Origin of the sequence: Flectobacillus rivi (genome assembly GCF_030056655.1) — a bacterium.
Lineage (GTDB): Bacteria > Bacteroidota > Bacteroidia > Cytophagales > Spirosomataceae > Flectobacillus > Flectobacillus rivi.
Genome location: NZ_JASHIE010000009.1, coordinates 37,470 through 51,012, shown reverse-complemented (window position 1 = coordinate 51,012; position 13,543 = coordinate 37,470). Strand labels below are relative to the sequence as shown.

The 13,543-nt window shown below is 38.8% G+C and carries 10 protein-coding genes; 8 read left to right on the top strand and 2 right to left on the bottom strand.

Going from position 1 to position 13,543, the window contains the following annotated elements:
* Positions 1–166: 166 nt before the first annotated feature.
* From QM481_RS13110 to acs, 8 genes are all read left to right on the top strand, one after another.
* Complete coding sequence (locus QM481_RS13110; RefSeq protein WP_283382083.1) at positions 167–1,642, top strand: hypothetical protein; 1,476 nt, start codon at positions 167–169, stop codon at positions 1,640–1,642.
* 120 nt (positions 1,643–1,762) lie between these two features.
* Positions 1,763–3,325, top strand: coding sequence for an MFS transporter (locus QM481_RS13105; protein WP_283382082.1), 1,563 nt, complete (start codon positions 1,763–1,765; stop codon positions 3,323–3,325).
* 191 nt (positions 3,326–3,516) lie between these two features.
* A complete protein-coding gene (locus QM481_RS13100; RefSeq protein WP_166551247.1) occupies positions 3,517–3,744 on the top strand; it encodes a DUF6814 family protein in 228 nt (75 codons plus the stop codon).
* A 737-nt stretch (positions 3,745–4,481) separates the two neighbouring features.
* Positions 4,482–7,190, top strand: coding sequence for a sensor histidine kinase (locus tag QM481_RS13095; protein ID WP_166551245.1), 2,709 nt, complete (start codon positions 4,482–4,484; stop codon positions 7,188–7,190).
* A 148-nt stretch (positions 7,191–7,338) separates the two neighbouring features.
* Positions 7,339–7,725, top strand: coding sequence for a response regulator transcription factor (locus QM481_RS13090; RefSeq protein WP_166551244.1), 387 nt, complete (start codon positions 7,339–7,341; stop codon positions 7,723–7,725).
* Positions 7,726–7,933: 208 nt separating this feature from the next.
* On the top strand, positions 7,934–9,844 hold the full coding sequence (locus QM481_RS13085) for a propionyl-CoA synthetase (protein ID WP_283382081.1): 1,911 nt from the start codon (positions 7,934–7,936) through the stop codon (positions 9,842–9,844).
* A 21-nt stretch (positions 9,845–9,865) separates the two neighbouring features.
* Complete coding sequence (locus tag QM481_RS13080; RefSeq protein ID WP_255491972.1) at positions 9,866–9,997, top strand: hypothetical protein; 132 nt, start codon at positions 9,866–9,868, stop codon at positions 9,995–9,997.
* Positions 9,998–10,607: 610 nt separating this feature from the next.
* Complete coding sequence (acs, locus tag QM481_RS13075; protein ID WP_166551242.1) at positions 10,608–12,503, top strand: acetate--CoA ligase; 1,896 nt, start codon at positions 10,608–10,610, stop codon at positions 12,501–12,503.
* A 144-nt stretch (positions 12,504–12,647) separates the two neighbouring features.
* Here acs and QM481_RS13070 read toward each other — a convergent pair whose 3' ends face one another.
* Together QM481_RS13070 and QM481_RS13065 are read right to left on the bottom strand one after the other, a co-directional pair.
* Positions 12,648–13,007, bottom strand: a complete 360-nt coding sequence (locus QM481_RS13070) for a VOC family protein (RefSeq protein ID WP_283382080.1) — start codon at positions 13,005–13,007, stop codon at positions 12,648–12,650.
* A gap of 11 nt (positions 13,008–13,018) precedes the next feature.
* On the bottom strand, positions 13,019–13,534 hold the full coding sequence (locus tag QM481_RS13065) for a hypothetical protein (protein ID WP_283382079.1): 516 nt from the start codon (positions 13,532–13,534) through the stop codon (positions 13,019–13,021).
* Positions 13,535–13,543: the final 9 nt, after the last annotated feature.

Below are 13,543 nucleotides of genomic sequence, written 5' to 3'. Positions count from 1 at the left end.
TTGCTGGTATAGTTTTTTTTATGAGGTTTGTATCATAAACCAGTGCAAAAAAAGCACAGAATATTACAACAAAACAAAACCATAGAGCTGTTTTTAGTTCTTTTTGAAAATACCCTCATAAGGCAATTTTATAACAAAACAAGACCACAAAAACCATTCTTCGATTATGAAAAGATTTTTATTGTCGGTGTTAGGCACGGCTATTTGCACGTCTAACATTGTCGCTCAAAGTAGCACATCCTCTAGTTCAACAACTGCGTCAACGCCAGCTAAAACAGAGGCACCTGCTGAGCAAAAAGTGACGGTGTACGGGTTTGTGAGAAATGATATTTACTATAATACAAGAAGAAATTTAGATTTGAGAGATGGGGTATTAGATGTATATCCTTCAGATGCCACCAACCTCCCAACTCGTTCAGGAACAACACTAACACCCAACGGTAGCGACGACGGAAATGCCATTCCACAACTTGGTTATTCGGCTATTGTTACAAGATTAGGAGTAAAATTCGGTGGCATTAGCGCTTTTGGTGCCAAAGCAAGTGGAGTATTGGAAACCGACTTTTTTGGTATCACCAACGGAACCGCAGGAACATCGGGAGGCGGAACAGAAAACCTACTACGTTTACGCCATGCTTATGTAGCCTTGGATTGGAACAAAACACAATTATTGGTAGGACAATACTGGAATCCAAACTTTATACCAAAGTGCTTTCCAGGGACAGCCAACTTTAACACGGGGATTCCTTTCAACCCATTCTCGTTTATACCACAAGTTCGCTTGACACACAAACTTTCGAGCCTTGTATCTTTTACGGGAATGTTGTTTGGGTATGATTTACAAGGATTTAGCCCAGCAGGTACATTTGGTTCGGGAACTGGTGTTGACGCTTACAAATTTGCCACTACGCCATCATTTGCAGCACAACTAGGTGTAGAAAACAAGAAGTTTTTGGCAAGCATTGGTTTAGAAGGCAATACAATCCGCCCAAGAATTACCGATACACAAAACCCTAGTACAGGAGCTTGGGGAGGAACAGGCGCTCCGAATGTTTCTAAGAATATTTCGACTAACCTATTTACCCTCAATTTGTTGGCTTATGCCAAATATACCTCCAACAATTTGACCGCCAAGTTTCATACAACGTATGGTCAAAGCTATACTCAGTATGTTGGTTTAGGTGGTTTGGCTGAATATCGTAATGCCACCACTGGTGAGTGGAAATACGCAGCGCAAAATCAATGGAACCTTTGGGGTGAATTGATTTCAACTAAATCTAAGAAAGTACAACCTGCTGTATTTGTGGGATATATGAAAAATCTAGGTTTGTCAGATGCTATTAACAAATCTGATATTCAAAGCGGAAGCTTGGCATTCTTAGGAAGAGGCATCAGTACCACAAGAACTTTTGATAGCATGTTCAGATTAGCGCCAAGAGTTGATTTTTATTCAGGTAAAATGAAGTTTGCTCTTGAATACGAAATCTCATCAATGAACTGGGCAGATGTAGACGGCACTGTGCCAGATGCTTCAGGAACATTACCAAGTACCATCTCATTCAAGCCTGCAAGCGGTGATTTAGCTCGTGCATTTACAGCCACAAACCATCGTTTACAAGCAGTAGTAGTATATAATTTCTAAAATCACTTTTACAAAAAATTGTAAAGCAAGGCCAGAGGGGCTGAGCGCGTAGAACTAAGCCCCTCGAACTTCCACTTTACCCTAAATCAAAGTATTAACCCCGTTTAACCATTAGCAACTATGTCAGAAAAGAAATCTACCGCAGGACTAGCATCCATCATTGGAGCTTCATCGGTTGGAACCCTCATCGAATGGTATGACTTTTATATCTTCGGAAGCTTAGCCACTATTATCTCAACACAGTTTTTTCCAAAAGACAACCCTACAGCGGCATTTTTGTCAACACTTGCCACTTTTGCAGCGGGTTTTGTAGTTCGTCCTTTTGGTGCACTTTTCTTCGGTCGTCTTGGTGACTTGATTGGTCGTAAATACACTTTCATGGTAACACTCGTATTGATGGGTGGTGCTACTTTCGCTATCGGTTGTGTGCCTGGTTATGAAACAATCGGTTTCTTTGCGCCACTATTGGTATTAGTACTTCGTTTGTTGCAAGGTTTGGCATTAGGTGGCGAATACGGTGGTGCTGCCACGTATGTTGCAGAACACGCTCCTGCCAACGAAAAAGGTTTTTGGACGTCTTGGATTCAAATTACAGCTACGGCAGGTTTGTTTATCTCATTGGCTGTGATTTTGATTACACAATCGTCTATGGGTAAAGAAAAATTTGAAGAATGGGGATGGAGAGTTCCGTTTTGGGTATCTATCATTATGGTATATGTATCTGTTTTAATTCGTAAAAATATGCATGAGTCGCCTTTGTTTGCTAAAGCTAAAGCAGAAGGAAAGACATCAGCTAATCCATTGAAAGAGTCGTTTGGTAACAAGTACAATTTCAAATACGTTTTGCTTGCATTGTTTGGTGCTACGATGGGTCAAGGGGTGATTTGGTACACGGGTCAGTTCTACGCGCAGACCTTCTTGTTGAAAATTTGTAATATTGATTTCCAACAAGCCAACACCCTTTTGATTATTGCCTTAATGATGGGTACTCCGTTCTTCGTATTCTTTGGATGGTTATCAGACAAAATTGGTCGTAAAGGTATCATGTTGACTGGTATGTTGTTAGGCGTACTTTGCTACCGTCCTATTTATGAGAAAATTTACCAGACTGCCAACACTAAGAACAAAGAAGAAATTACGGCTAAAACTACAGAAGAAGTTAAACGTGCTTTGGTAGAAGGTACAGCAGATTCTTTGATTACAACAACTGTGACAAAAGAATACACAGACGGTACAAAATACAAAGAAGTGAAAAAAGTAACAGTATTGGCAGATGCGTCAAAAGAAGCGCCAAAACCAGATGTTGTTAAAACTGTTAAATTGAACGAAGGCGACAAATGGACTATGATTTGGATGGTATTTGTTCAGTTGTTATTTGTAACAATGGCTTATGGACCAATTGCTGCATTCTTGGTAGAAATGTTCCCAGTAAAAATCCGCTACACGTCTATGTCTTTGCCATACCACATTGGTAACGGTGTATTCGGAGGTTTGATGCCAGCGATTGCTACTTACTTAGTTTCTAAAGCAAAAGATGCCAACGAAGCAGCCGAAAAAGCTGGTCAGGCAGTTGTTAACTCACAACCATACTTAGAGGGTTTGAAATACCCAATGTTGATTGCAGGTATCTGTTTTGTCATCGGCTTGCTTTATATCAAAGAGAAAAAAGGAGGAGTAGAGTAACAGCTGTAGGCCATCAGCTCTCGGCTTTAGGCAAAAATGACTCTTTGGTATTAATGCTGAATTGCGAATAGTGAGTTTTGAATATATAATTCTGATAATTAAAAATTTACATTCACAATTCACCACTCACAATTCAGCACTCATACTTAACGAATAACTTCTATTGAATACATTCTAAATTTTTATACAAAATGGACGGAATTAAAAAAATCTTAGGTATCGTTTGGATCCTCCTCGGTATCGCCGCCGCTTGGTTTGGCATCACAGTATTAGGGCTTCCTAAATTGAGTTCTGGAAAACAAGATGACTTGGTATTTGGTATTATCATCATGTTTATCTTAACGCCAATCATTACAGGTGGTTTACTAATTTTCGGAAAATACGCTCTTCAAGGAGAGTTTAGCGAAGAAAATGCATAATCAGGTCTGATGGCTTTTGACCTTTTGAAAATTGTTGATGGTGTAAAGTCATTTAGTCACTGAATACTTTACACCAAAAACCAAAACATAAAATAGTTTTTAGGGATAGATGAGTTGAGTAATGTATGTCAATGAAGTCATTTTTGGCTCTTGGCATACATTCTTAGTTTATGGGAATACCTCTTTCCAAAAACTCTACCAACTTAGCTAAGTAATTGTCTATTTTTTATTGAATAAGTCTTATTTGTTATTATTTTGCTTGACACAGTCAGTAATTATGTATATATACTAGATATAGCCTCCTCGAAGGCACTTGACAAGTCAGTTTTCCTCAATAAATCAAAAATTTGGGGCAATTTGAATCGTCTAAAATCAAGAGAAAGTATATTTCTGGTAAATTGGTAATGATACAAATAGATAAAATAGACAAATTCAGAATAAAGCCTTTGGTCATCGGTAAAATATCATCAATATGAGCCTGGTGACAATGCTGTAGCAATTCGACCGTATTCCTAAAAACATGAAAGAATCACTAAAAGAGCAAAGACTTTTTATCATAAGTTGCTTGTTTTTGCTGCTATATAATTTTCCGATTATATCAATCTTCAATCTGGATACCCAAATAGCAGGCATTCCAAGCCTATTTCTATATGTTTTTGTGCTTTGGCTGATTTTGATTATCGTTATTTACTTAAATGTCAGAGAGCTAAACAAAAACCAAGACCATTCAAATCACGATGAATAGCTTAATCTTAGTTTTGGCTTCCCTGCTATATCTGGCATTCTTATTTGGTGTAGCATATTGGGCCGAAAAACGTTCCGAAAAAGGCAAAAGCCTTGTAACAAACCCGTACATATATGCGCTTTCTTTGGCTATTTACTGTACGGCATGGACTTTCTATGGCTCTGTTGGACGAGCTGTAAGCTATGGCATCGAATATTTGTCAGTATATATTGGTCCAACCCTCATGATGCCTCTTTGGTGGTTGGTGATTCGCAAAATCATTCGTATCTCCAAAGTATATCGCATCACTTCTATTGCAGATTTTATTTCTTCCAGATATGGCAAAAACGTAACGCTTGGTATTATCGTCACGCTTGTATCTTTGGTGGGAGTATTACCCTATATTGCTATTCAGCTCAAGGCGATCTCTAGTAGTTTTAGAATCCTAACACGCACCGATTCACCTTCTAATAGCCACATTTTCCTAGACGACCTTACCTTCTATATATCAATGGGTTTGGGTCTTTTTACCATTATTTTTGGTACCAGAAAAATCGACTCTACCGAGCGCCATGAAGGAATGGTGGCAGCCATCGCTGCCGAATCAATCATCAAAGCATTGGCTTTTATCATAGTGGGTATCTTTGTAACCTACGGCATTTTTAATGGTTTTGGCGATATTTTCAACAAAGCAGCTTTACATCCGCAATTAAAATCTCAGTTTTTGATGGATGGCAACAAAGGTGAATATTCCTCGTGGTTTTGGCATACGGCATTATCAATGAGTGCCATCTTGTTTTTACCTAGACAATTTCAGGTGGCGGTAGTCGAAAATGTCAACGAAAAACACCTCAACAAAGCCATGTGGTTGTTTCCACTGTACTTGTTGATTATCAACATTTTTGTGTTGCCTATTGCGTTTGGAGGAGAATTGCTTTTTCCCAATCATGATGTCAATCCAGACAATTATCTATTAGCAATTCCGTTAAAATACGATGCAAAATTTTTGGCACTATTAACCTATATCGGAGGATTTTCGGCTGCAACGAGTATGGTTATTGTCGAAACTATTGCCCTCAGTATCATGGTTTCTAATAGCTTAGTCATGCCGATTTTATTGGCATATCCCAAGGTCATCGGCAAATATGAAAACAACCTAAGTGGCTTAGTCAACAACATCCGAAGAGTCAGTATATTTATCATCCTACTGTTAGCTTATATTTATGCCAAAGCGATTGCACGCTATTTCTCGCTGGTATCTATCGGTATGGTTTCTTTTGCCGCTGTTGCCCAATTTGCACCTGCCATTATTGGAGGTATTTATTGGAAAGAGGGTAATCGAAAAGGGGCAATCATTGGGTTATTGTCAGGAACATTTATTTGGTTTTATACCCTCGTACTTCCTTCCTTAATTGGCGCAGGGTTATTTCCTCATTCCATTTTGGAAGAGGGTCTTTGGGGTATCAAAGCCCTACGTCCTTCTGCCCTATTTGGCTTAGAAGGCATGGACGATATTTCGCATGGGATGTTTTGGAGTATGTTTTTCAATATAGGTAGCTATGTCACCTTTTCACTCATAACCAAAGCTACTTCTATTGAACTCAATCAGGCTGTAACTTTCGTCGATGTGTTTAGCCACTCCAAGTTTACTGACAACACTACTATCTGGCGTGGAACCGCCTATTTGAATGATATCCGTACTTTACTAAACAACTTTTTTGGAGAACGCCGAACCGACAGGGTACTGAGGCTTTTTGCACAAAAGCATAGTTTAAATTTAGAAAACAAAAAGGCTGACCCAAAGTTAGTTACTTATTCCGAAAAGCTTTTGGCGGGTGTTGTAGGCGCCGCCTCCGCTCGTATCATGGTAGCTTCAATTTCGAAAGAAGAACATATTTCGATGGATGAGGTTATCAATATTTTAAGAGCCTCTCAAGAACTGATGGTAAACAATAAGGAGTTGAGAAGGAAATCCATCGAGTTAGAAAAAGCTACTTCTGAACTTAAGGAAGCCAATGAGATTTTGAAAAGAACCGATAAACTCAAAGATGACTTCTTATCGACAGTAGCACACGAAATACGTACTCCGCTGACTTCTATTAGGGCATTATCTGAAATTGTGTACGATAATCCTGACATGGATCAGGAAGAACGTGAGCATTTTTTAGGTACTGTAGTAAAAGAATCTGACCGTTTGAGTCGGTTAATTAACCAAGTATTAGATTTAGAAAAATATGAATCTGGTCGCCAGAAATTGATTAAAGAAAATGTAGATATACAGGAAATTGTTAAAGATAGTATAGATGCTTTATACCAGCCAGCTAAAGAAAAAGGTATTAAGGTAGTATTCTTACCAGATCGTTTTGCGCCAAAATTTGAAGCAGATAGAGATAAGTTGGTACAAGTGGTGGTAAATCTTATATCCAATGCCATCAAATATTGTGAGGCTGACAAAGGCGAAATCCAAATAGCAACACATTATGTCGAAGGAGCGATTTATACTAGTATTCAAGACAATGGCGTAGGGATTGCCAAAGAGTTTCAGCGACTAATTTTTGACAAATTTTTCCAAGCAGAAGATCAAACTATCAAAAAACCCAAAGGAAGCGGATTGGGACTGGCTATCTCCAAGAAAATCGTTGAACTACACCAAGGTCAAATCTGGGTAGAAAGCGAAGTAGGACATGGCTCCAAATTTACCTTTATGCTTCCTGTGGTATAGGATAAAGTGAACAGGCACAAAGTGACAAAGTGGAATAAAGTATTGGAGAATAAGAAAAGCAATTATCTGTTTATCAATTATTTATCAATCTAAATACGCTTTGCCACTGTATGCCTTTGTGCCTATTAATAAAACTAACTCATTAAAGATGAAACAGCAATTAAAAGTATTAGTAGTTGACGACGAGCCTGGCATTTTGATGTCGCTTGAATTCCTGATGAAAAAAGAGGGTTATCAGGTATTTATTGCTCGTGATGGAGAGGAAGCACTTGACATCATCGAACGTGAGATTCCATCCATTATTTTATTGGACATTATGATGCCCAATGTGGATGGCTATGAAGTATGCCGTTTTGTAAAAAGTACCCTCAAGCTAAGTCATATCAAAATTGTGTTTTTGAGTGCTAAAAATAAAGAATCAGATATGGAAAAGGGCTATGCTATTGGAGCAGACCTATATGTGCCCAAACCTTTTTCTACCCGTACTTTGGTCTCAAAAGTAAACGCTTTAGCCCTTGGTATCGCAACTAGCTAAGTTTAGCGGAGTTTTTCACTGAAATTCCGTGTAAACGCTTAATTTAGTATTGTGAAAATATTCATGTTTTCTCATGGAATCAGTCAAACTGATAGCTATTCATAAACCAACGATTACGATGAATAACTAGGGTATTTTTAAGCAAAATCACCAACTTGACTGCTCTTTTTAAAGTTATAACAAAACAAACATATAAGCTTATAAACCAATGTCTTACGCAGAAAAATACCAATTCAGCATTGATAATCGTGAGGCTTTTTGGGCCGAAGAGGCTCAGCAAATCTCGTGGTTTGAAGCTCCCAAGCAAACCTTGTCTATCGACGAGAAAGGTTTCTATCGCTGGTTTAAAGGTGGCAAGATGAATACTGCCTATTTGGCGCTCGATTACCATGTCGAAAATGGTAGAGGCGACCAAACTGCCCTCATTTACGACTCTCCAGCTACCAAAAGTATAAAAAAGTATAGCTATAGTGAACTTACCAAAGAGGTAGCCAAACTAGCAGGCGGACTCAAAAGTCTAGGCGTTCAAAAAGGTGACACTGTCGTGATTTATATGCCGATGGTTCCTGAAGCAGCCATTGCTATGCTCGCTTGTGCTCGCTTAGGCGCTGTCCACTCAGTAGTATTTGGTGGTTTTGCACCTCATGAGCTAGCCGTGCGCATCGACGATGCCAAACCAAAGGTCATGATTTCGGCTTCTTGTGGTATTGAGTTCGAAAAAGTAATTCCCTACAAACCTCTTCTCGACGAAGCGATCCAAGCTTCTGAGCATAAACCTGCTCATTGTGTAATTCTTCAGCGTCCACAGGCTCAAGCTAGCATGGTTGACATACGCGATGTGGATTATGCTCAATTAGTAGCTCAGTCAGATGAAGCTCCTTGCGAAATAGTCGACGCAACCGATCCTTTATATATCTTGTACACTTCTGGTACTACGGGCAAACCCAAAGGTATTGTCCGTGATAATGGTGGTCATGCCGTCGCCATGAATTTTTCGATGCGTGCCATTTACGACGTCCAACCAGGCGATGTGTATTGGGCTGCTTCAGATGTAGGCTGGGTTGTTGGACACTCATATATTGTATATGCCCCTTTAATCTATGGCTGTACCACTATTATGTTTGAAGGGAAGCCTATCAAAACTCCTGATGCTGGAACGTTCTGGCGCGTTATTGAAGAGCATAAAGTAAAATGTTTCTTTACAGCGCCTACTGCCTTCCGAGCTATCAAAAAAGAAGACCCTCACGCCGAATTAAAGGCAAAATATGATATTAGTTCGCTCAAGGCTATTTACTTGGCGGGCGAACGTTGCGACCCTCCTACCCTTGAGTGGCTACAACAGATTACCCAATTGCCTATTCTCGACCACTGGTGGCAAACCGAAACGGGTTGGGGAATTGTGGGTAACATGGTCGGTATCGAAGCTTTTCCCGTAAAAGCAGGTTCGGCAACCAAGCCAGTTTGCGGTTTTGAATTAAAAATCTTAAACGAAGCAGGTGAAGAACTCGGCCCTAATCAGGATGGCTATGTTTGTATCAAACTCCCAATGCCTCCAGGCTGTTTGCCAACGCTTTGGAATGACGACGACCGCTTCAGAACATCTTACTTGAATACTTTTGAAGGCTATTACCTCACAGGCGATGGCGGTTTTATCGACCAAGATGGCTATGTATTCATCATGGGTCGCATCGACGATGTCATTAATGTGGCAGGTCACCGACTTTCTACTGGCGCAATGGAAGAAATCATTGCCTCACATCCAGCAGTAGCAGAATGTGCTGTAGTAGGTATTGCCGACGAGCTTCGTGGACAGCGTCCTGTGGGATTTGCCGTTTTAAAAGATGGGCAGAACATAGATGAAAATACGCTTGAGCAACAAAGTATCGCTTTGATTCGTGAGCAAATAGGCGCTGTGGCTTTTTACAGAAATACTATTTTGGTAAAACGCTTACCCAAAACTCGTTCAGGAAAAATCCTCCGCAAAATTATTCGTCAAATGGCCGATGGTGAAAAATTTGGTATTCCATCAACAATCGATGACCCAGCTATCTTGAATGAAATCGCCCAACGTTTGCAAGAACGTTGTATTGGCGTAGCATATACAGAAAAACAAGTATAAAACACTTAAACCCATTGTAACATGAGCACAGAAACTGAAAAAAAACCGAACTGGATTTTGAGAATCATTATCGCAGCAGCTATCATTGGCGCCGCTATTTGGTTAGTAAATGTAATGTCGACTAGCGAAATCGAAATTGGTGGAGGACACTAGGAAGTGTTGAGTTTTGAGTGAGGAGTTTTGAAAATTTTATTTCGGAGGATTTACCAAAAGTATCGTCGAAGCCGATATATCTACAAAACTTTTCTTAAAACGCTTTCATCAAATCATATTTCTTATCATTTCAAGAATGGCAAAGCACAAGTGGCTTTGCCATTCTTGTTTTAAGGCATTTACCTGTTTTAAAAACACAAACAAATAGTATTTTAACTATAATCTAGTTCAAGAGAAATCGGCAATATTTTCTATATCAATTTTTCTTACCAAACACTTAGTCCTCTCTTCTTATAGGTTATTTTTTATTTTTATACTTCAATAAAAAGTACAATTTTATTTAAAAACTCTTTGAAAAATACAACATACACTTTTCAACTTGTATTATATTACAAGCATATAGTATTTTAGCAATAAAATATATATTAAATTAGCATAAAACATTTTCAAGAGTTAGTATAAAGAAAAAAACATCTTGTATTTTTACAGTATAAAATTTAACAATTCGTACCTTCTATTCTGACCTGTCGATTTGACTATGAAAAAAGTAGTTTTCAGAAATTTACTTTTCTAAAGAAGACACGAGCAGGCCAAAAAACATAATCACACAATGGACTTAAGAATAAAATCATTCGAAGACTATCAAGAAAAGTATCAGTATAGTGTTGAAGACCCAGAAAGTTTTTGGGGAGAAATTGCTCAGAACTTCTATTGGAGAAAACCTTGGAAAAAGACCTTAGAATGGAATTTTACCGAACCAAAGGTGAATTGGTTTAAGGGAGGAAAGTTGAATATTACTGAAAACTGTCTTGACCGTCATTTGGCAACAAGAGGTAATCAACCTGCTATTATTTGGGAATCTAATAGCCCAGACGAGCCTTCTCAAGTAATTACCTATAAAGTATTGCATGAGCAAGTTTGTCGCTTTGCGAATGTATTGAAAAGAAACGGTGCTAAAAAAGGCGACCGTATCTGTATTTATATGCCAATGATTCCAGAATTGGCGATTGCAGTATTGGCTTGTGCTCGTATTGGTGCAATTCACTCGGTAGTATTTGGTGGTTTTTCTGCTCAATCTATCGCCGACCGTATCAACGACGCTCAGTGTAATATTGTAGTAACAACCGATGGAGCTTTCCGTGGCAACAAAGAGATTCCTTTGAAAGCTACTGTAGATGATGCCTTGATTCAATGTCCAAGTGTTGAGCGCGTAATTGTTTCGACTCGTACTCGTACGCCTGTGTCTATGCTCAAAGGTCGTGACTGCTGGTGGGAAGACGAAGTGAAATTGGTTTCGGCTGACTGTCCTGCGGAAGAAATGGACTCAGAAGATATGTTGTTTATCCTATATACTTCGGGTTCGACGGGCAAGCCTAAGGGAGTAGTTCACACTGTAGGCGGATATATGGTATTTTCGTCTTATACATTTGCTAATGTTTTCCAATATGAAGAGGGACAAACTCACTTCTGTACAGCTGATATTGGTTGGATTACGGGTCACTCATATATCGTATATGGACCTTTGGCTTGTGGTGCAACTACCTTGATGTTTGAAGGTGTGCCAACCTATCCTGATGCTGGTCGTTTCTGGGATATTGTTGAAAAACATAAAGTAAACATTCTATATACTGCACCAACAGCAATCCGTTCATTGATGTCATTTGGAGATCAGTTTGTGGAAGGTAAAGACCTAAGTTCATTGAAAGTATTGGGTTCTGTAGGTGAGCCAATCAACGAAGAAGCTTGGCATTGGTATAACGAAAAAATTGGTAAAGGTCTTTGTCCAATCGTAGATACTTGGTGGCAAACCGAAACAGGCGGTATTTTGATTTCGCCAATCGCGAATGTTACTAAAACCAAACCTGCTTACGCTACTTTACCGTTACCAGGAGTTCAGCCTATTTTGGTGGATGAAAGTGGTAACGAAATTGAAGGAAATGGCGTTTCGGGTAACTTATGTATCAAGTTCCCATGGCCTTCTATTGTTCGTACTACTTACGGAGACCATGAGCGTTGTCGTCAAACATATTTCTCAACTTACAAAAACTTGTACTTCACAGGTGATGGTTGTATGAGAGACGAAGATGGCTACTATCGTATTACAGGTCGTGTGGATGATGTAATCAACGTATCTGGACACCGTATTGGTACAGCTGAGGTAGAAAACGCCATCAACATGCACTTGGGTGTGGTTGAATCTGCTGTAGTAGGTTATCCTCACGATATCAAAGGGCAGGGTATTTATGCGTATGTTATCTGCGAAAAACATGTTGGAGATTCAGATTTAACTCGCAAAGACATTTTAGCAACAGTAACACGTATTATCGGACCAATTGCCAAACCAGATAAAATCCAGTTTGTATCGGGCTTACCAAAAACACGTTCAGGCAAAATCATGCGTCGTATTCTTCGCAAAGTAGCTGAAGGTGATACTGGTAACTTGGGTGATACTTCAACCTTGCTTGACCCATCGGTAGTAGATGAAATCAAAGCTGGTGCGTTGTAGGTAGAACATTTAGTGATTTAGCGAATGAGTAATTGAGTGATTATTCTCATTCAAAAGTTAAATATCAAAAAAGCGGTCGAAAACTATTTTCGACCGCTTTTTTGATAGATTAACAATAAGCCTAAATTCGATGTGACACCTACATTAAACCTCCTCGCCAAACTGTAGTAAATATCCATTGTTATCATAGATAGCAAACTCTTTCATTCCCCAATCGAACACTTCTAATTCATAGCATACCTTTACTTGATCTTTTATCTGTAACCAGAGCTCTTCGACATTTTCAAGATTGATATAAAAACTTCCTGTAAAATGAGGTTTTTCAAAAGGCTCATGTGCATTTGGAAGTGCAATCATCAACTCAATATCATCGGATATTAGTGAAGCCCAACCCCATTCTTCATTTTTTGCTTCTAATTCAAACCCTAGGATTTGGGTATAAAATTGAATCGTTTCTTCCAACTGAAGTGTTCGAATCAAAGGTCTTAAGCTTTTGTATTTCATAATCTTTCAGATTATTCACCTTGATGAATCCATCGATATTTTTTACCTGTCCAATACACAATTCCTCCAGCATTCATGGCTCCATCTTCCATAGCTCCAATAACTAATGAAGGGTTTTTCAATAAGATTTTTTTTGAACCAATCATATCGCCACTCTCATTAAAAGTTGTCTCGAAGGCATATTTTTCCTTGATTAGATACCAAATATTCAACCAATCAAAATTGTCACCCCCATTTCCAAAAGCTTTTCCCGCTCCTAAAACAAAGTACTCATTTTTCTTTTGATGAAAAATAATGATACCTTTTTTAGCGGTCCGTTTTTCAACAACTAGTACAGCCACATCTTGATTTCCATCATTGTTAAAATCACTTTCGATATAAGCTGTCTTCAAATAGGGCTGTATTTTGTAGAGCTTTTCAAGTCCATAGTTTTGAAAAGCTTGTATTGTCCATTGCGGAGGTGTTGGCTGTATAGCATTCCCCAAAAAACAGAAAGTAATATTTATCAATATCATTAATATTTTCATAGTTAACTC